An 18865-nucleotide genomic window follows, 5' to 3' on the forward strand; every position below is an offset into this window, starting at 1 on the left:
CCTTATGCGAGAGCGCTGCGAGCGGCCTTGCGCTGGCGGCGCGACAGCTCGCCCGCCAGTGCCAGGTAGGCGATCGCGCCCTTGGATTGCTTGTCATAAGCCAGCGCCGGCATGCCGTGGCTCGGCGCCTCGGCCAGGCGTACGTTGCGCGGAATGACGGTGTCGTAGAGCTTGTCGCCGAAGTGCGCCTTGAGCTGCGCGGACACATCGCTGGTCAGGCTGCTGCGCGGGTCGTACATAGTGCGCAGCAGGCCTTCGATGGTAAGGCTGGGATTGAGCAGCTGGGCGATGCGCTGGATCGAGTTGACCAGATCGCTCAGGCCCTCCAGTGCGTAATACTCGCACTGCATGGGGATGATCACGCCGTCGGCGGCGGTCAGCGCGTTGATGGTCAACATCGACAGCGACGGCGGACAGTCGATCAGGATGTAGTCGTAATTCTCGCGTACCGGCGCCAGCGCCTCGCGCAGGCGGTTTTCCTTGGCCGGCAGGTTGAGCAACGCCACTTCGGCGGCGGTGAGATCGCGATTGGCCGGCAGCAACTGGTAGCCGCCATGCTCGGAGAACTGCATGGCATCGACCAGGCTGCATTCGCCGATCAGCACGTCGTAGATCGAGTACTCCAGATTGAGCTTGTCCACGCCGCTGCCGGTGGTGGCGTTGCCCTGCGGATCCAGATCGATCAGCAGGACCCGACGCCGCGTCGCCACCAGCGATGCCGCCAGGTTGATGCAGGTGGTGGTCTTGGCGACACCGCCCTTCTGGTTGGCGATGGCGATTACTCTGGCCATGATCAGTCTCTGTCCCCGGTCATGAATCGTGGGTCACGAAGTGCGGCGCAGTATCAGCAGATGGCGCTGGCCTTGGCAACCGGGAACCTTGAGCACATGACAGGCCTCCAGTTGGAAGTCCGCGGGCAGTGCCTGCAGCTCGTCGTCCGGCTGCACGCCCTTCATCGCCAGCCAGCGCGTCTCGGCACAGCCGAGGTGACGGGTCCAGGCAGCGAAATCCTGCAGCGCGCTGAAGGCACGCGAACTGATGCCATCGAATGGTACGTCCGGGCGGTACTGCTCGACACGGCTGTGGATAACCTCGAGGTTGGCCAGGCCGAGTTCCAGCTTCACCTGAGTGAGGAAGCGGGTCTTCTTGCCGTTGGAGTCCAGCAGGGTGAACGCGCGCTCGGGAAACATGATCGCCAGCGGAATGCCCGGCATGCCGCCGCCGCTGCCCACGTCCAGCCAGCGCGTGCCGCCTTCGGCGACAAAAGGCACCACACTCAAGCTGTCGAGCAGGTGGCGCGAGACCATCTCATCAGGGTCACGCACGGCGGTCAGGTTGTAGGCCTTGTTCCACTTGATCAGCAGCGCCAGGTAGGCGAGCAGCTGCTGCTGTTGCCGCTCGCTCAGCTCGATGCCGAGCTCATGGGCACCGCGCAGCAGCTCGGCGGCATGCGCATCACTGACCATCAGGCGCTATGCTCCAGCTGCTGGCCGGCGCTGCGCTTCTTCAGGTGAATCATCAGCAGCGATACCGCCGCCGGCGTGACGCCGGGGATGCGCGAGGCCTGACCAAGGGTTTCCGGACGCGCCTGGGCCAGCTTGTGCTGGATCTCCTTGGACAGACCGGAAATGCTCGCGTAGTCGATGTCTGCCGGCAGCCGCAGATTCTCGCTGGCACGCAGCCGCTCGATCTCTTCCTGCTGGCGTTCGATATAGCCGGCGTACTTGGTACGAATCTCCACCTGTTCGGCGACTTGCGGATCCGCTGCGCCGTTGCCGGTCAGCTCGACCAGGCTCTGGTAATCGATTTCCGGGCGCGCCAGCAGATTGAGCAGGTTGTATTCGCGCACCAGCGGGCTGCCGAAGCGCGCGCTGATCGCCGCGTTCTCGGCGCTGCCCGGATGCACCCAGCTGTTCTTCAAGCGCTGTTCTTCGCGCTCGATGCCTTCTCGCTTGGCGCAGAACGCGGCCCAGCGGACATCGTCCACCAGGCCCAGCTCACGGCCCTTCTCGGTCAGGCGCAGGTCGGCATTGTCCTCGCGCAGGATCAGCCGGTACTCGGCGCGCGAGGTGAACATGCGATACGGCTCCTGCGTGCCGAGGGTGATCAGGTCGTCGACCAGCACGCCAAGGTAGGCCTCGTCACGGCGCGGACACCAGCTCTCGCGTCCCTGGGCACGCAGTGCCGCGTTAGCGCCGGCAAGCAGGCCCTGGGCACCGGCCTCCTCGTAGCCGGTGGTGCCGTTGATCTGCCCGGCGAAGAACAGCCCGCCGATGACCTTGGTCTCCAGGCTGTACTTGAGGTCGCGCGGATCGAAGTAGTCGTACTCGATGGCGTAGCCCGGACGCACGATGTGCGCGTGCTCCATGCCGCGGATGCTTTGCACGATCTGCAGTTGCACGTCGAACGGCAGCGAGGTGGAAATGCCGTTGGGATACAGCTCGTGGGTGGTCAGACCTTCGGGTTCGAGGAAAACCTGGTGGCTGTCCTTGTCGGCGAAGCGGTGGATTTTGTCCTCGATGGACGGGCAATAGCGTGGCCCGACGCCTTCGATCACCCCCGAATACATCGGCGAGCGGTCGAGGTTGGCGGCGATGATCTCGTGGGTGCGCGCATTGGTATGCGTGATCCAGCAGCTGACCTGACGCGGATGCTGCTCGCGCTTGCCGAGGAACGACATCACCGGCAGCGGGGTGTCGCCCGGCTGCTCGGTCATCTGGCTGAAGTCGACCGAACGACCGTCGATGCGCGGCGGTGTGCCAGTCTTCAGTCGACCGACGCGCAGCGGCAGCTCACGCAGGCGTTGCGCAAGCGCAATCGACGGCGGATCGCCAGCGCGGCCACCGGAGTAGTTTTGTAGCCCGATGTGGATCAACCCACCGAGGAAGGTACCGGTGGTCAGCACCACCGAGGTGGCGAAGAAGCGCAGCCCCATCTGGGTGACCACACCCTTGACCACATCCTGTTCGACGATCAGGTCGTCGGCTGCCTGCTGGAATATCCACAGGTTCGGCTGGTTCTCGAGTATTTCGCGGATCGCCGCCTTGTACAGCACGCGGTCGGCCTGCGCGCGGGTGGCGCGAACCGCCGGTCCCTTGCGGCTGTTGAGCACACGAAACTGGATACCGCCGAGGTCGGTGGCAACCGCCATCGCTCCGCCCAGCGCATCGATTTCCTTGACCAAGTGGCTTTTCCCGATACCGCCGATGGCTGGGTTGCAGCTCATCTGGCCGAGGGTTTCCACGTTGTGGCTGAGCAACAGAGTCTTCACGCCCATGCGTGCTGCTGCCAGGGCAGCTTCGGTGCCGGCATGACCGCCGCCGATCACGATCACGTCAAAACGGGAAGGGAAGTCCACCACGCACCTCGTGCCTGTTCAGATGGGGAAATTTCGGGGAAGCCGCGAAGTATAGGCAGTTAGCCCACACATAAGAAGAGCTCTGGACAAAAAATGATCAAAAGGGGCCAGACGGTCAAAAAATAAAAGAAAGAAGAAATTTATAAAGAGCTTGTTTATATGTTTATGTATGTAGCACCGCTTTTCTGTGGATAACCTCTGGTATCCCCTGATCTACCTGGCTTACGGGTAAAAATAAGTCTGTGCGCTAGCTGGGGCGTGCCGGTGCGGCGCCGGTCACTAACCTGTGGATATAACGTAGGGTTATGCACAGGGCGGATTATCCACCCTTTCCCTGATCACTTATCGACGGACCTCAGGGCAGGTTGTGCACAGGGCTGCGGAAACAAAAAGGCACGCCGTTGGGCGTGCCTTCGTTGGGGTTCAAAGCGCAATGGCGCGTTTGCGCAATGCGCTCACTTGCCGATGCAGAAGCTCGAGAAAATGCGTCCGAGCAGATCGTCTGAGCTGAACGCCCCGGTGATTTCGCCAAGCGCCTGTTGCGCCAGGCGCAGGTCCTCGGCCAGCAGCTCGCCCGCGCCGGCCTGAGTCAGCTGGGCATGGCCGTGCTGCAGATACTGCTCGGCCAGGCGCAACGCATCGAGGTGCCGGCGGCGTGCGCTGAAACTGCTTTCGGCGGTTTGTTCGTAGCCCATGCACTGCTTGAGATGTTCGCGCAGCAAATCGATGCCCTCGCCTGCCTTGGCGGAAAGACTGAGGGTAACGTGACCGTCAACGGCCTGGTTCAGCACGACGGCCTCGCCGGTAAGATCGGCCTTGTTGCGAATCAGCGTGACCTTGTCCGGTTGCGGGCGGCTGGCAAGGAATTCGGGCCACAACGCCATTGGATCGCTTGCCTCGGGTGAGCTGGCGTCGACCACCAACAGCACGCGGTCCGCGCTGCCGATGGCATCGAGCGCGCGTTGCACACCGATGCGCTCGACCTGATCGTCGGTGTTGCGCAGACCGGCGGTGTCGAGCACGTGCAGCGGCATGCCGTCGATGTGGATGTGCTCGCGCAGCACATCCCGGGTGGTACCGGCGATATCGGTGACGATTGCTGCTTCACGGCCGGCCAGTGCATTGAGCAGGCTAGACTTGCCAGCGTTCGGCCGCCCGGCGATGACCACCGTCATGCCATCCCGTAGCAAGGCCCCCTGCCCGGCTTCGCGCAGTACTGCGGATAACTCGTTGCGTACGCCGTCCAGCAGCTGGAGCACATGCCCGTCGGCGAGGAAGTCGATTTCCTCCTCGGGAAAGTCGATCGCCGCTTCGACGTAAATACGCAGCTGTATCAGTCGTTCGGTGAGCTGGTGCACGCGCCGGGAAAAATCGCCCTGCAGGGAGCGCACCGCATTGCGCGCCGCCTGCGTCGAACTTGCTTCGATAAGGTCGGCGATCGCTTCAGCCTGGGCTAGATCGATCTTGTCGTTGAGAAAAGCCCGCTCGCTGAACTCGCCGGGACGCGCCAGCCGCGCACCGAGCTCCACGCAGCGCCGCAGCAGCTGATCGAGCACCACCGGGCCGCCGTGCCCCTGCAGCTCCAGCACGTCCTCGCCGGTGAACGAATGTGGGCCCGGGAAGAACAGCAGCAGGCCTTCGTCGATCACCTCGCCGTCGTTGGCATGGAACGGCCCGTAGTGGGCGTGGCGCGGCGTGGGTTCGCGACCGCTGAGGGTGATCGCCAGCGCGCGTGCGCGTGGCCCGGAAACCCGAACGATACCCACCCCACCGCGACCAGGCGCGGTGGCGACGGCGGCAATGGTGTCGCGAACGGTGCTCATGGCAGCTCTCCGATATTGGCCGGGCAAATAGCAGAACGCCCCATTCAAGGGGCGTTCTCGGTGTCGATGACTGAAGGCGGTCAGGCGCTCTTGGCCTGCTCGATCTGCCGGGTAATGTACCACTGCTGCGCGATCGACAGGACGTTGTTGACCACCCAGTACAGCACCAGGCCAGCCGGGAACCAGAGGAAGAAGAAAGTGAAGATGATCGGCAACAGCTTCATCACCTTGGCTTGCATCGGGTCCGGCGGCGTCGGGTTTAGCTGCTGCTGGATGAACATCGTGACGCCCATGATGATCGGCAGGATGAAGAACGGATCCTTGATCGACAGGTCGGTGATCCAGAACATCCAAGGCGCCTGGCGCATTTCCACGCTTTCCAGCAGCACCCAGTACAGAGCGAGGAAGACCGGCATCTGCACGATGATCGGCAGGCAGCCGCCGAGCGGATTGATCTTCTCCTTCTTGTACAGCTCCATCATCGCCTGCGACAGCTTCTGGCGATCGTCACCGTACTGGTCCTTGAGCGCCTGCATCTTTGGCGAGACCGCACGCATGCGCGCCATCGACTTGTAGCTGGCGGCCGACAGTGGGAAAAACGCCAGCTTGATGATGATGGTCAGGACGATGATCGACCAGCCCCAGTTGCCCAGCAGCGCGTGGATGTTCTCCAGCAGCCAGAAGATCGGTTGGGCGATGAACCAGAGAATGCCGTAGTCGACGGTCAGGCGCAGGCCGGGTGACAGCTCTTCGAGCTGCTCCTGGCTCTTCGGTCCCGCGTACAGCGTTGCGCCGGTTTCGCCTTGCGCACCCGCGGCGACGCTGACTGCCGGACCGGTGAAGCCGATGATGTAGTTGCCTTGGCTGTCCTTGCGAGTCTGCACCAGGTTGGTGTCGCCGGCTTGGGGAATCCAGGCGGTGACGAAATAGTGCTGCAGCCAGGCGATCCAACCGCCCTGCACCGTCTCGCGCAGGCTCTTGTCATCCATGTCGCCCATCGACACCTTGGTGTAGGGCTCGTCCTTGGTCCACAGCGCGGCGCCCAGGTAGGTAGCGGTTCCGGTCGCGGTGCTCGAGGACGGATCGGCACTGGCGTCGCGCTTGAGCTGGCCGAACAGATGACCGGTCCAGGGCTCGCCGCTCTGGTTGTCGATCAGGTAGCGCACAGCCAGATCGTACTGGCCGCGTTCGAAGACGAAGCGCTTGGTGTAGTTGACGCCGTCGGCACTGTATTTCAGATCGACCACCAGTTGATGCTGGCCTTCGCCAAGCTGATAGTCGTTCTTCTCGCTGCTGTATTGCGGACGGCTGCTGGCCTTGTCGGGTCCGTCGCCAATCAGGCCGCTCTGGGCCTCGTAAGTTCTCTCGCTGCTGCGTTCGAACAGTTGGAACGGCACGTCCGGACGATCCTGCCGACGTGGATACTGCGGCAGACGCAGGTCGACGATATCGCCGCCATGCGGATCGATCGCTACGTCCAGCACGTCGGTGCGTACGCGGATCAGCTGCTTGCTCGGCTCGCTGGCCGGAATGGCGTTGGCCTGCGGCTGGCCTGCCAGACTGGGAACATCTTCGTTGGCTGCGGCATTCGCCGGGGTTGTCTCCGGCAATGCGGCCACGGGCGGCTGGGTTTGGGCGGTCTCGGCCGGAAGTGCGGCCTGGCCATAATCCTGGTTCCACTGCAGAACCATCAGGTAGGCAACGACTGCCAATGCCACGAGCAGGATCGAGCGTTTGATATCCATGGTTACTCGGCCATCGATGATGAATTGGAGGTTTTAGGAGAAGGCACGGGATCGTAGCCGCCGGGATGCCACGGATGGCATCGGCCGAGTCGACGCAGACTCAGCCAGCCGCCCTGTAGCAAGCCATGTGTTTCGATGGCTTCTAGCGCATAGCACGAGCAGCTGGGATAGAAACGGCAATGGCTGGCCATCATCGGACTGATGGCGTACCGGTACAGCTTGATGGAAGCAATGGCCAAGTTACGCATGGGTAGGGTTGGCTGCTCCAGGATCGCCCGATAGCGCGGGCTGCTGGCGGGACAAGCGTTTCCACAGTTTGGTGAACTGCCGGGCCAGCTCGGGATTGTCCAGGTCGGCCAACCCCTTGCGCGCAACGATCACCACATCCCATCCAGCCAGCTCGAGCTGGTGCTGGCGAAACGTCTCACGTATCTGCCGCTTGATGCGATTGCGCTCGACCGAGAGCTTGACGCTCTTTTTGCCGATCACCAGACCGAGGCGTGGATGTTGCAGACCGTTCTCGCGTGCCAGTAGCAGGACATTCCTGCCAGGCACCTTGCCGGCCGGGGAGTCGAACACACACTTGAACTGGCGCGGTGTCAGCAGACGCTTTTCCCGGCCGAAGTCTCGACTCACCCCCTGCGCCGATATCAGACGGTTAGACGCTTGCGGCCTTTGGCGCGACGACGCGACAGGACTTGGCGGCCGTTCTTGGTGGCCATGCGGGCACGGAAACCGTGGGTACGAGCGCGCTTGATAGTGCTGGGTTGGAAAGTGCGTTTCATGGTGCGTTTACCTGGTGATCCATTGTGGGCCGGAATGGCCCCCTTTCAAGAGACCGGCGATTGTAGAGAAGCAATCGGGTCAGGTCAATTTCCAGCCAGCTACGTCCCAGAAGAAAATAGAAAGAAAAGAATTAGAAAGCTTTTCCAGATATAAAGCTTATATATGTTGCTTGCCTTATCTGTGTATAACCCTGCGGAAGCGCCGCCGTAGAAGGAGTATGACAAGACGGAACCCAGTGGAGCGAGCGTGTATTTCCGGTGATTATGGCGTTAGCCAGCTGAGGATAACATGGGAAGATATCCACAAGCCTACGCCAGCTCAGCTTGATCACAGTCTTTTCAACTAATCTCAGGCGGGGTTATCAACAGGTGTGATTTTGCCGCTGCCGATAGCCGGGGTCCTCTAGATAGAGGAGGTGTTGCGGAGGGAGTTGTGGATAACCTGGGTAGCGGCGGCTACAATGGCGGCCTTCTGAACTCGGCGAAGGTTGATAGGAGTTTCCGTGTCCGTGGAACTTTGGCAGCAATGCGTAGACCTGTTGCGCGACGAGCTGCCTACTCAGCAATTCAACACATGGATTCGTCCACTGCAGGTGGAGAGCGAAGGCGGCGAGCTGCGCGTCTATGCTCCCAACCGTTTCGTCCTCGATTGGGTCAACGAAAAGTACCTTTCGCGCCTGCTTGAGCTATTGACCGAGCGTGCCGATGGCATGGCACCGGCGCTGTCGCTGCTGATTGGCAGCAAGCGCACGGCGCCTGCTGCGCTGCCTTCCGCGGCGGCGGCACGGCAGCAGGTGGCTGTGGCTGCCGTCAACATCACCGACGTTACATCTGTCACTCCGATGGGGCAGGCAGCGACAGTTGTCGCAGAGCCGGAGCCGGAAGCGGCTCGCCCTGCGCGCAACGTGCAGGTCGAAGGCGGACTCAAGCACACCAGTTATCTGAATCGTACCTTTACCTTCGAAAATTTCGTCGAAGGCAAGTCCAACCAGCTCGCTCGCGCGGCGGCCTGGCAGGTGGCAGACAATCCCAAGCATGGCTACAACCCGCTCTTTCTCTACGGCGGTGTCGGGCTCGGCAAGACCCACCTGATGCATGCGGTGGGCAATCACCTGCTGAAGAAGAATCCCAATGCCAAGGTGGTGTACCTGCATTCGGAGCGCTTCGTCGCGGATATGGTCAAGGCGCTGCAGCTCAACGCGATCAATGAATTCAAGCGTTTCTACCGCTCCGTCGATGCGCTGCTGATCGACGATATTCAGTTCTTCGCCAAGAAGGAACGCTCGCAGGAGGAGTTCTTTCATACCTTCAATGCGCTGCTCGAAGGAGGCCAGCAGGTCATCCTCACCAGCGACCGCTACCCGAAGGAGATCGACGGCCTTGAAGAGCGCCTTAAGTCGCGCTTCGGCTGGGGCCTGACCGTTGCCGTGGAACCGCCGGAGTTGGAAACCCGGGTGGCGATCCTGATGAAGAAGGCCGATCAGGCCAAGGTCGATCTGCCGCATGATGCGGCATTCTTCATTGCCCAGCGCATCCGCTCCAACGTGCGCGAGCTCGAGGGCGCGCTCAAGCGGGTAATCGCTCATGCGCATTTCATGGGGCGGGAGATCACCATCGAGTTGATCCGCGAGTCGCTCAAGGATTTGCTGGCATTGCAGGACAAACTGGTCAGCGTGGACAATATCCAGCGCACCGTGGCCGAGTACTACAAGATCAAGGTTGCCGATCTGTTGTCGAAGCGACGGTCGCGTTCCGTCGCTCGTCCACGTCAGGTGGCGATGGCGTTGTCCAAAGAGCTCACCAATCACAGTCTGCCGGAGATCGGCGATGCGTTCGGTGGGCGCGATCACACCACGGTGCTTCACGCTTGCCGTAAGATCGCCGAATTGCGCGAAATAGACGCCGATATCCGTGAAGATTACAAGAATTTGCTGCGAACTCTGACAACCTGAATGCGATCCACCCAATAAGGCAAGGGACCAGACCATGCATTTCACCATTCAGCGCGAAGCCCTGTTGAAACCCCTGCAACTGGTTGCCGGCGTTGTCGAACGGCGGCAGACCTTGCCAGTGCTTTCCAACGTTCTGCTGGTCGTACAGGGGCAGCAACTGTCGCTGACCGGTACCGATCTGGAAGTCGAACTGGTCGGTCGCGTTACCCTCGACGACGCGGCTGAACCCGGAGAGATCACCGTTCCGGCGCGCAAGCTGATGGACATCTGCAAGAGCTTGCCCAGCGATGCGCTGATTGATATCCGCCTCGACGAGCACAAGGTGCTGATCAAGTCGGGACGCAGTCGCTTCACGCTCTCTAGCCTGCCGGCCAACGATTTTCCCACCGTGGAAGAAGGCCCTGGCTCGCTCGGATTCAGTGTCGAGCAGGGCAAGCTGCGGCGCCTCATCGAGCGCAGCAGTTTTGCCATGGCGCAGCAGGATGTGCGCTATTACCTCAACGGTATGTTGCTTGAGGTTTCCAACGGCATGCTGCGCACGGTCGCCACCGACGGTCATCGTCTGGCCATGTGTTCCATGCAGGCCGGTATCGAGCAGGCTGACCGTCACCAGGTCATTGTCCCGCGCAAGGGAATTCTCGAGTTGGCGCGCCTGCTCACTGAGCAGGACGCGGAAGTCAATATCATGCTCGGCCAGCATCATGTGCGTGCCACGACAGGCGAGTTCACGTTCACTTCGAAGCTGGTTGACGGCAAGTTTCCGGATTACGAGCGCGTTCTGCCGCGTGGCGGCGACAAGCTGGTCATCGGTGACCGTCAACAGCTGCGCGAGGCCTTCAGCCGTACGGCCATTCTGTCTAACGAGAAGTATCGTGGCATCCGTCTGCAGCTGGAGAGCGGCCTGCTGAAGATCCAGGCTAACAACCCGGAGCAGGAGGAGGCCGAGGAAGAGGTTGCGGTCGACTATAGCGGTGGTTCGCTGGAGATCGGCTTCAATGTCAGCTATCTGCTCGATGTGCTAGGCGTGATGACGACCGAGCGGATTCGTCTCATCCTGTCCGACGCCAATAGCAGCGCGCTGTTGCAGGAGTTCGATAACGACGATTCCGCTTACGTCGTGATGCCGATGCGTCTGTAACCTCAGTTCGATGTCCCTGACCCGCCTGAGCGTCACCGGGGTGCGTAATCTGCAACCGGTGGCGCTCGCACCCTCCCCTCGCATCAATATCCTTCATGGCGATAACGGCAGCGGCAAGACCAGTTTGCTCGAAGCCATTCACCTGCTCGGGCTGGCCAGGTCGTTTCGCAGCTCCCGACTCGGTCCGGTCATCGCGTACGAGCATCCCAGCTGCACGGTCTTCGGCGAAGCTCAGCTTGCCAGTGGGCAGCTCTGCACGCTGGGTGTGGCACGCGAGCGTGGCGGCGACTTGCGCATCCGCATCAATGGGCAGAATGCGCGCAGCATGTCGGAGCTTGCCGATACGTTGCCGTTGCAGCTCATCAATCCGGATAGTTTCCGTCTGCTCGAAGGTGCACCGAAGCTGCGGCGGCAGTTTCTCGACTGGGGTGTGTTCCACGTGGAACACCGCTTTCTCGGTGCCTGGCAGCGCGTCCAACAGGCCCTGAGGCAACGGAACTCGTGGCTGCGGCATGGTACACTTGACGCCGTTTCGCAGGCCGCCTGGACACGCGAGTTGGTGCTGGCGAGCGACGAGATCGACAGCTATCGGCGCACGTACATCCAGATATTCAAACCGGTTTTCGAGCGTACGCTAGCGGCCCTGCTGCAGCTGGAAGAGCTGCAGCTCAGCTACTACCGCGGTTGGGACAAGGAGCGCTCGCTCGAAGAAGTACTCGATGCGGCCGTCGATCGTGATCGTGCGTTAGGCCATACCCAGGCAGGGCCGCAACGCGCCGATCTGCGGTTACGTATCGGTGGTCACAACGCAGCCGACGTGTTGTCGCGCGGTCAGCAGAAGCTGGTGGTTTGCGCGCTGAAGATCGCCCAAGGGCACCTCGTCAGCGAAACGAAACGCGGCCAGTGCATCTATCTGGTGGACGACCTGCCATCGGAGCTGGACGACCAGCACCGCCAGGCGTTGTGTGGATTGTTGGAACAACTCGACTGCCAGGTTTTCATCACCTGCGTCGACTCGACTGTTTTGCAAGCAGGCTGGAACGCAGAAACGCCAGTCTCAATGTTTCACGTGGAACATGGGCGCATTACCCAGACCACGGCCCTTTCGGAGTGAAAGTATGAGCGAAAATCACGCGTACGATTCGTCCAGCATCAAGGTGCTGAAGGGGCTCGACGCCGTACGTAAGCGCCCAGGCATGTACATCGGCGACACCGATGACGGTACCGGCTTGCACCACATGGTCTTCGAGGTCGTCGACAACTCCATCGACGAAGCGCTGGCCGGCCACTGCAGCGATATTTCCATCACCATCCATACCGATGAATCGATCACCGTTCGCGACAATGGCCGCGGTATTCCGGTGGATATCCACAAGGAAGAAGGCGTTTCCGCGGCGGAAGTGATCATGACCGTGCTGCACGCGGGCGGTAAGTTCGACGACAACTCCTACAAGGTGTCCGGCGGCCTGCATGGCGTAGGCGTATCGGTGGTCAATGCGCTGTCCGAGGAGCTGCTGCTGACGATTCGCCGTGAAGGCAAGGTCTGGGAGCAGCTCTATCGCCACGGCGTTCCGCAGGCGCCGCTGACCGCGGTCGGGGTTACCGAGGGTTCCGGCACGGAGATTCACTTCCGTCCATCGCCCGATACCTTCCAGAACATCCATTTCAGCTGGGACATCCTGGCCAAGCGTCTGCGCGAACTGTCGTTCCTCAATTCCGGCGTCGGCATCGTTCTGCGTGACGAACGCAGCGCCAAGGAAGAACTGTTCAAGTACGAAGGCGGCTTGAGTGCGTTCGTCGCTTACCTGAACACCAACAAGACTGCGGTCAACCAGGTGTTCCACTTCAACGTGCAGCGCGACGATGGCGTCGGAGTCGAAGTGGCACTGCAGTGGAATGACAGTTTCAACGAGAACATTCTTTGCTTTACCAACAACATCCCGCAGCGTGATGGCGGTACCCACCTCGCCGGTTTCCGTTCGGCGCTAACGCGTAACCTGAACAACTACATCGAGCAGGAAGGGCTGGCGAAAAAGCACAAGATTTCAACCACGGGCGACGACGCGCGCGAAGGACTCACTGCGATCATTTCGGTGAAAGTGCCGGACCCGAAATTCAGCTCGCAAACCAAGGACAAGCTGGTTTCTTCCGAGGTAAAGACCGCGGTGGAACAGGAGATGGGCAAGTACTTCGGCGATTTCCTGCTTGAGCACCCCAACGAGGCCAAGGCGGTGGTCGGCAAGATGATCGATGCCGCGCGCGCGCGCGAGGCAGCCCGCAAGGCCAGGGAAATGACCCGTCGCAAGGGCGCGCTGGATATTGCCGGCCTGCCGGGCAAGCTGGCCGACTGCCAGGAGAAGGACCCCGCCCTCTCCGAACTCTACATCGTGGAGGGTGATTCCGCGGGCGGTTCGGCCAAACAAGGCCGTAACCGCAAGACCCAGGCGATCCTCCCGCTCAAGGGCAAGATCCTCAACGTCGAGAAAGCGCGCTTCGACAAGATGCTTTCCTCGCAGGAAGTCGGCACGCTGATCACCGCGCTGGGCTGCGGTATTGGCCGCGAGGAATACAACATCGACAAACTGCGCTACCACAACATCATCATCATGACCGATGCTGACGTTGACGGCTCGCACATCCGCACCCTGCTGTTGACCTTCTTCTTCCGCCAACTGCCGGAACTGATCGAGCGCGGCTACGTGTACATCGCCCAGCCGCCGCTGTACAAGGTCAAGCGCGGCAAGCAGGAGCAGTACATCAAGGACGACGAGGCGATGGAGGAATACCTGACTCAGTCCGCCCTGGAAGACGCCAGCCTGCATGTCAATGAGAGCGCGCCGGGCCTTTCCGGCGAGGCCCTCGAGCGGCTGGTCAACGAGTACCGCTCGGTGATGAAGACGCTGCAGCGTCTGTCGCGCCTGTATCCGCAGGAGCTGACCGAACACTTCATCTACCTGCCGCGCATCACTGCCGAACAGCTCGCCGACGAGTCGGCTATGCAGGCCTGGCTGGAGCTGTACGCAGACAAGCTCAAGGGCGTCGAGCGCTCGGGGCTGAGCTACAGCGCCAGCCTGCGCGAGGACAAGGAACGTCACCTATGGTTGCCGGAAGTGGCCATCACCTCCCACGGCCTGGTCAGCTACATCACCTTCAATCGCGATTTCTTCGCCAGTAACGACTATCGCACCGTCACCGCACTCGGCGAGAAGCTCAGCAGCCTGCTCGAGGAAGGTGCCTACGTGCAGCGTGGCGAGCGCAAGAAGGCTGTGGCCTCGTTCAAGGATGCTCTCGACTGGCTGATGACTGAAGGCACCCGTCGGCATAGCGTGCAGCGCTACAAGGGTCTGGGCGAGATGAACCCCGACCAGCTTTGGGAAACCACCATGGACCCTGCCGTGCGCCGCATGCTGAAGGTGACCATCGAAGATGCCATCGCTGCCGACCAGATATTCAACACGCTCATGGGCGATGCGGTAGAGCCTCGTCGCGAGTTTATCGAGACCAATGCGCTGGCCGTATCTAATCTCGATTTCTGATCGCTGCTGCTGTATCTCAGCAACAAGAAGAACCCGGCGCAACGCCGGGTTTTTTCTGTCCCCTTATATAGTCAACATTTATCGATGAGAGATGTTTAATCAATTTCTAAACCATGCACGCGCCCCGTAAGGTGAGGCCATCAAGTTCATTCACCTTCCTTTTGCGAATTCTGTAGCGGGGTAAACCGAATGTTGGACACCAATCTCAAGACCCAGTTGAAAGCCTACCTGGAGAAGGTCACCCAGCCCTTCGAGATCGTCGCGTCCCTCGATGACGGCGAGAAATCCCGGGAGCTGCTGAGCCTGCTGCAGGACATCGCCAGCCTCAGCGACAAGATCACCTTGAAGACCGACGGCGACGATGCGCGCAAGCCGTCGTTCTCGCTGAACCGCATCGACGGAAACATCAGCCTGCGTTTTGCCGGCATCCCCATGGGCCACGAGTTCACCTCGCTGGTGCTCGCCCTGCTGCAGGTCGGCGGCCACCCGTCGAAGACCGCACCGGAGGTGATCGAGCAGATCAAGGCGCTGGACGGCGACTACCGCTTCGAAACCTACTTCTCGCTGTCCTGCCAGAACTGCCCGGACGTGGTCCAGGCGCTGAACCTGATGGCCGTGCTCAACCCGAACATCAAGCACGTCGCCATCGACGGCGCGCTGTTCCAGGACGAGGTCGAAGCCCGCCAGATCATGTCGGTGCCGAGCATCTACCTCAACGGCGAGCTGTTCACCCAGGGCCGCATGAACGAGGAAGAGATCCTCGCCAAGCTCGACACCGGCGCCGGCGCACGTGACGCCGAGAAGCTCAAGGCCAAGGATGCCTTCGACGTGCTGGTGGTCGGCGGTGGCCCGGCTGGCGCCGCAGCGGCCATTTACGCGGCGCGCAAGGGCATCCGCACCGGCGTCGCGGCCGAGCGCTTCGGCGGTCAGGTGCTGGACACCATGGCCATCGAGAACTTCATCTCGGTGAAGGAAACCGAAGGCCCGAAACTGGCCCGCGCGCTGGAAGAGCACGTGCGCGAGTACGAGGTCGACATCATGAACCTGCAGCGCGCCAGCCAGCTGATCCCGGCCGGCGAAGACGGCCTGCATCGCGTGCAGTTCGAGAACGGCGGCGAACTCAAGGCCAAGACCCTGATACTCGCCACCGGCGCGCGCTGGCGCGAAATGAACGTGCCGGGCGAGCAGGAGTACCGCGGCCGTGGCGTCGCCTACTGCCCGCACTGCGACGGCCCGCTGTTCAAGGGCAAGCGCGTGGCGGTGATCGGTGGTGGCAACTCCGGCGTGGAAGCGGCCATCGACCTGGCCGGCATCGTCGCCCACGTGACCCTGCTGGAATTCGGCGAAGACCTGCGTGCAGACGCCGTGTTGCAGCGCAAGCTCAACAGCCTGCCCAACGTCCGCGTGCTGAAGATGGCGCAGACCACCGAGGTCAAGGGCGACGGCCAGAAGGTCACCGGCCTGGTCTACAAGGACCGCACCAACGACGAGGTGCACAACGTCGAGCTGGAAGGCATCTTCGTGCAGATCGGCCTGCTGCCCAACAGCGAATGGCTCAAGGGCACCTTGGAGCTGTCGCGTTTCGGCGAGATCATCGTCGACGCCAAGGGCCAGACCAGCATCCCGGGCGTGTTCGCCGCCGGCGACGTGACCACGGTGCCGTACAAGCAGATCGTGATCGCCGTCGGCGAAGGCGCCAAGGCCTCGCTGAGCGCCTTCGATCACCTGATCCGCACCTCCGCGCCGGCCTGATCGAGGCGCGAAAAACAAAGGGGAGCAGCCGTGCGGTTGCTCCCCTTTTTCTTTTACGCTGAGCCTGCTGTCAGCCGGCGTATAGCACGCAGCGATTGCGCCCGCCGTGCTTGGCCTGATAGAGCGCCTGATCGGCCTGTTGCAGCAGGCGCTCGTAGTCGGGGTGACCGTCGTGCACCGCCATACCGATGCTGACCGTCACCTGCAGCACCTCGCCGCTGGACAGGCGAAAGTGCTCGCGGGCGATGCGTTCGCGCAGTTTCTCGGCGGCCGCCAGCGCCTGGTTGGGGTCGATGTCCACCAGCACCAGCAGGAACTCCTCGCCACCCAGGCGGAACGCATAGTCGCCACCGCGGGTGTTGCTCGCCAGCAGGGCACCGACCTGCTGCAGAATCTGGTCACCGCCGTCATGCCCATGGGTGTCGTTGATGCGCTTGAAGTGATCGACATCGATGGCGAGCACGCCGAAGGTGTTGTTCGACTGCCGCGCGTAGAGCACTTCCTTGGCCATCACCACCGGCAGGAACTTGCGGTTGAGCAGCCGCGTCAGTACGTCACGACCGGCTTCCAGGTCGTTGGCCTGCTCGAACAGGCTGTCGAGCAGGAACTTGATCGAGCGCGTCTGCTCGCGGATATGGTGCAGCTTGGCCAGGCGACCGGTGGGGTCTCCCAGCGTGGCGATGGCCTTCAGCTCGTCATCGATCCGTGTGATGTAGTCGAGGATGCTCGCGCTCTCCGGCGAGCCCTGAAAGGCATGGGAAGCCTTGTGGCGGAACCACAAACCGAACTCGGAGCCGGCCAGCTGCGGCAGCGCGCCGGCGAGGTTGCCGATGGCCAGGTCGAACATCAGCTGGTTCTCCCAGTCCAGCAGCGCCGCACGCTGGCGCTCCTTTTCGACACCGATGTTCTGCGACACGGAGAACAGCCGATAGGCTTCCTCGGCCCGCGAGTTGCGGTCGTGGGACTGCGAGTAGGCGAAGCAGATGATCTCCACCGCCAGATCAATCAGATCGGCGCCCATCCGTGCGGCCTTGCGCCGTACCGGTTCTTCGAGCTCGCGCTGTTCCAGCAACTGGCGCAGGCGACCCTTGAGCAGCCGGGAACCGCGCAGCACCAGGCTGACCGGAATCTCGATGCGTGCATGGATGTCGCCGACCTTGCGCTGCAGGTCGACCACTGCATCGAGGTCGCTATGGGCCGTCGAAGAACAGACCGTGATGATCCAATTCTGCATGGATCTGCCGAGACGGGTCTTGACCTGCTCGTGGGAGAGAAAGCTGGCGGAATGGGGCTCGGCGAGCATCTGCGAATAGAAGTGCTCGGCCAGTTCCTGGCTTTTCTCGTTCGCCACCGCCTGCAACGCGGCGGCGGCTTCGGCCGGATAGCCGCCCAGCAGGCGCAGCCACTCGGCGACCAGTTGATGGTTGGATATTTGCTGCATAGGGACTCGCTAGGAGGGGCGGGCGTCCCTGCCGGCCCCGACGTGATCAGGGGGTTGGACGACCCTGCGTTTCGAGCTGGCTGACCTGCGCGTTGACCCAGTCTTCGGCACGCTGGTTGAGTTCGGCGACGGCACGCGGCCCTTCGTTCTCGGCGTACATGGCCGGGCCGATGACCACCTGAATGGTACCGGGGCGCTTGCCCCAGCCGGCCTTGGGCCAGAACATCCCGGCGTTATGCGCGATCGGCAGGACCGGCAGACCGGCATTGACTGCCAGCGAGGCGCCGCTGCGGGAGAACTTGGCCGGCTGGCCGACCGGTACGCGGGTGCCCTCCGGGAAGATCAGCACCCAGGCACCCTGCTCCAGGCGTTCGTGACCCTGCTTGGCGACCTGGCGCAGCGCCGCCTTGGGGTTGTCGCGATCGATGGCGATCGGCTTGAGCAGCATGATCGCCCAGCCGAAGAACGGCACACGCAGCAGCTCGCGCTTGAGCACCTGGGTCAGCGGCTCGAAATAGGCAGAAAGAAAGAAGGTTTCCCAAGTGCTCTGGTGCTTGGCCAGGATCACGCAGGGGCGCGTCGGGATGTTCTCCGTGCCATGCACCTCATAGCGCAGGCCGACCAACGTTTTTGCCAGCCAGACGGCGCAGCGGCACCAGTTCTGTACCACGAAGCGGTAGCGCGGGCGGAACGTCATGAACGGCGCGCAGACCAGACTGACCAGGCACCAGGCGAAGGCGGTGAACGCCAGCAGGAAGTAGAACAGCGCGATGCGCAGGGGCAACAGGCTCATCGAGGATTCTCGAGCAGATGATCGACAACGGCGGCCAGGTCATCGAAGACCTGGGTACCCGGCGGCAGCGTGCCTTCCAGGGTGCGCAGGCCCTTGCCGGTCCTGACTAGGTAAGGCACGCCGCCGAGCAGCATGCCGGCATGCAGATCGCGATGACTGTCGCCCACCACCGGCACGCCTTTCAGGTCCGCGAGACCGAAATGCTCGGCAATGCTGCGATACATTCCCGGTTTCGGTTTGCGGCAGTCGCAGCCGTCGTCGGGGCCATGTGGGCAATGCACGATCAGCTCGATGCGACCGCCCTGCTCCATCACCAGCTGCTGCATCTTGAAATGCATGTCGCTGAGGGTGCTTGCATCGAACTTGCCGCGCGCCACGCCGGACTGGTTGGTGGCCACCGCCACCGTCCAACCGGCCTTGCACAGCCGGGCGATGGCTTGCAGCGAGCCGGGAATCGGAATCCATTCCGCCACCGACTTGACGTATTCGTCGGAGTCCTCGTTGATCACCCCGTCGCGGTCCAGCACGATCAGCTTCACGGG

The 18865-nt window shown here is 62.0% G+C and carries 16 protein-coding genes; 5 read left to right on the forward strand and 11 right to left on the reverse strand.

The window, feature by feature from the left end:
• Positions 1 to 2 precede the first annotated feature (2 nt).
• The 8 genes from HU825_RS05140 to rpmH form a co-directional block, all read right to left on the reverse strand.
• The gene (locus HU825_RS05140) at positions 3 to 791 is read right to left on the reverse strand and encodes a ParA family protein (protein ID WP_043294924.1); all 789 of its coding nucleotides are present in this window, start codon (positions 789 to 791) and stop codon (positions 3 to 5) included.
• Between the two features lie 33 nt (positions 792 to 824).
• A complete protein-coding gene (rsmG, locus tag HU825_RS05145) occupies positions 825 to 1466 on the reverse strand; it encodes a 16S rRNA (guanine(527)-N(7))-methyltransferase RsmG (RefSeq protein ID WP_156715828.1) in 642 nt (213 codons plus the stop codon).
• Positions 1466 to 3358 carry a tRNA uridine-5-carboxymethylaminomethyl(34) synthesis enzyme MnmG gene (gene mnmG, locus HU825_RS05150; RefSeq protein WP_234303051.1) on the reverse strand — a complete coding sequence of 631 codons (1893 nt, stop codon included), beginning with the start codon at positions 3356 to 3358 and terminating at the stop codon, positions 1466 to 1468. Before mnmG ends, rsmG begins: the two co-directional genes overlap by 1 nt.
• A 455-nt stretch (positions 3359 to 3813) precedes the next feature.
• Positions 3814 to 5181: a tRNA uridine-5-carboxymethylaminomethyl(34) synthesis GTPase MnmE gene (gene mnmE, locus HU825_RS05155; RefSeq protein ID WP_234303052.1), complete on the reverse strand. Its 1368-nt coding sequence runs from the start codon at positions 5179 to 5181 to the stop codon at positions 3814 to 3816.
• Between the two features lie 80 nt (positions 5182 to 5261).
• Positions 5262 to 6926 (reverse strand): membrane protein insertase YidC, encoded by a 1665-nt coding sequence (gene yidC, locus HU825_RS05160; protein WP_234303053.1) that lies wholly within the window; start codon positions 6924 to 6926, stop codon positions 5262 to 5264.
• Positions 6927 to 6928: 2 nt separating this feature from the next.
• Complete coding sequence (gene yidD / locus HU825_RS05165; RefSeq protein WP_008569099.1) at positions 6929 to 7174, reverse strand: membrane protein insertion efficiency factor YidD; 246 nt, start codon at positions 7172 to 7174, stop codon at positions 6929 to 6931.
• Entirely contained in the window at positions 7167 to 7562 is a 396-nt protein-coding gene (gene rnpA / locus HU825_RS05170; protein ID WP_043294919.1) for a ribonuclease P protein component, read from the reverse strand. The genes yidD and rnpA overlap by 8 nt, the downstream gene beginning before the upstream one ends.
• Positions 7563 to 7576: 14 nt before the next feature.
• A complete protein-coding gene (gene rpmH / locus HU825_RS05175) occupies positions 7577 to 7711 on the reverse strand; it encodes a 50S ribosomal protein L34 (RefSeq protein WP_003290924.1) in 135 nt (44 codons plus the stop codon).
• 503 nt (positions 7712 to 8214) lie between these two features.
• On the opposite strand from rpmH, the gene dnaA reads away from it, so the two are divergent.
• From dnaA to ahpF, 5 genes are all read left to right on the forward strand, one after another.
• Positions 8215 to 9663 carry a chromosomal replication initiator protein DnaA gene (gene dnaA / locus HU825_RS05180; RefSeq protein WP_054094233.1) on the forward strand — a complete coding sequence of 483 codons (1449 nt, stop codon included), beginning with the start codon at positions 8215 to 8217 and terminating at the stop codon, positions 9661 to 9663.
• Between the two features lie 34 nt (positions 9664 to 9697).
• Entirely contained in the window at positions 9698 to 10801 is a 1104-nt protein-coding gene (gene dnaN / locus HU825_RS05185) for a DNA polymerase III subunit beta (protein ID WP_234303054.1), read from the forward strand.
• A 10-nt stretch (positions 10802 to 10811) separates the two neighbouring features.
• A complete protein-coding gene (gene recF / locus HU825_RS05190) occupies positions 10812 to 11915 on the forward strand; it encodes a DNA replication/repair protein RecF (protein ID WP_234303055.1) in 1104 nt (367 codons plus the stop codon).
• Positions 11916 to 11919: 4 nt separating this feature from the next.
• Positions 11920 to 14337 (forward strand): DNA topoisomerase (ATP-hydrolyzing) subunit B, encoded by a 2418-nt coding sequence (gene gyrB, locus HU825_RS05195; protein ID WP_234303056.1) that lies wholly within the window; start codon positions 11920 to 11922, stop codon positions 14335 to 14337.
• A 189-nt stretch (positions 14338 to 14526) separates the two neighbouring features.
• Positions 14527 to 16089, forward strand: a complete 1563-nt coding sequence (ahpF, locus tag HU825_RS05200) for an alkyl hydroperoxide reductase subunit F (protein WP_234303057.1) — start codon at positions 14527 to 14529, stop codon at positions 16087 to 16089.
• A gap of 70 nt (positions 16090 to 16159) precedes the next feature.
• On the opposite strand, the gene HU825_RS05205 is transcribed toward ahpF, so the two are convergent.
• The 3 genes from HU825_RS05205 to gmhB are packed head-to-tail and all read right to left on the reverse strand — an operon-like array spanning position 16160 to position 18862.
• On the reverse strand, positions 16160 to 17530 hold the full coding sequence (locus tag HU825_RS05205; RefSeq protein ID WP_234303058.1) for a GGDEF domain-containing protein: 1371 nt from the start codon (positions 17528 to 17530) through the stop codon (positions 16160 to 16162).
• 46 nt (positions 17531 to 17576) lie between these two features.
• Positions 17577 to 18323: a lysophospholipid acyltransferase family protein gene (locus HU825_RS05210; protein ID WP_234303059.1), complete on the reverse strand. Its 747-nt coding sequence runs from the start codon at positions 18321 to 18323 to the stop codon at positions 17577 to 17579.
• Positions 18320 to 18862, reverse strand: coding sequence for a D-glycero-beta-D-manno-heptose 1,7-bisphosphate 7-phosphatase (gene gmhB / locus HU825_RS05215; RefSeq protein ID WP_008569088.1), 543 nt, complete (start codon positions 18860 to 18862; stop codon positions 18320 to 18322). Before gmhB ends, HU825_RS05210 begins: the two co-directional genes overlap by 4 nt.
• Positions 18863 to 18865: the final 3 nt, after the last annotated feature.

Origin of the sequence: Pseudomonas phenolilytica (assembly GCF_021432765.1) — a bacterium.
GTDB lineage: Bacteria > Pseudomonadota > Gammaproteobacteria > Pseudomonadales > Pseudomonadaceae > Stutzerimonas > Stutzerimonas phenolilytica.

Coding starts and splice junctions, on each gene's coding strand:
- HU825_RS05140 (WP_043294924.1), bottom strand. CDS start 791: ATGGCCAGAGTAATCGCCATCGCCAACCAGAAGGGCGGTGTCGCCAAG.
- rsmG (WP_156715828.1), bottom strand. CDS start 1,466: ATGGTCAGTGATGCGCATGCCGCCGAGCTGCTGCGCGGTGCCCATGAG.
- mnmE (WP_234303052.1), bottom strand. CDS start 5,181: ATGAGCACCGTTCGCGACACCATTGCCGCCGTCGCCACCGCGCCTGGT.
- yidC (WP_234303053.1), bottom strand. CDS start 6,926: ATGGATATCAAACGCTCGATCCTGCTCGTGGCATTGGCAGTCGTTGCC.
- yidD (WP_008569099.1), bottom strand. CDS start 7,174: ATGCGTAACTTGGCCATTGCTTCCATCAAGCTGTACCGGTACGCCATC.
- rpmH (WP_003290924.1), bottom strand. CDS start 7,711: ATGAAACGCACTTTCCAACCCAGCACTATCAAGCGCGCTCGTACCCAC.
- dnaN (WP_234303054.1), top strand. CDS start 9,698: ATGCATTTCACCATTCAGCGCGAAGCCCTGTTGAAACCCCTGCAACTG.
- recF (WP_234303055.1), top strand. CDS start 10,812: ATGTCCCTGACCCGCCTGAGCGTCACCGGGGTGCGTAATCTGCAACCG.
- gyrB (WP_234303056.1), top strand. CDS start 11,920: ATGAGCGAAAATCACGCGTACGATTCGTCCAGCATCAAGGTGCTGAAG.
- ahpF (WP_234303057.1), top strand. CDS start 14,527: ATGTTGGACACCAATCTCAAGACCCAGTTGAAAGCCTACCTGGAGAAG.
- HU825_RS05205 (WP_234303058.1), bottom strand. CDS start 17,530: ATGCAGCAAATATCCAACCATCAACTGGTCGCCGAGTGGCTGCGCCTG.
- HU825_RS05210 (WP_234303059.1), bottom strand. CDS start 18,323: ATGAGCCTGTTGCCCCTGCGCATCGCGCTGTTCTACTTCCTGCTGGCG.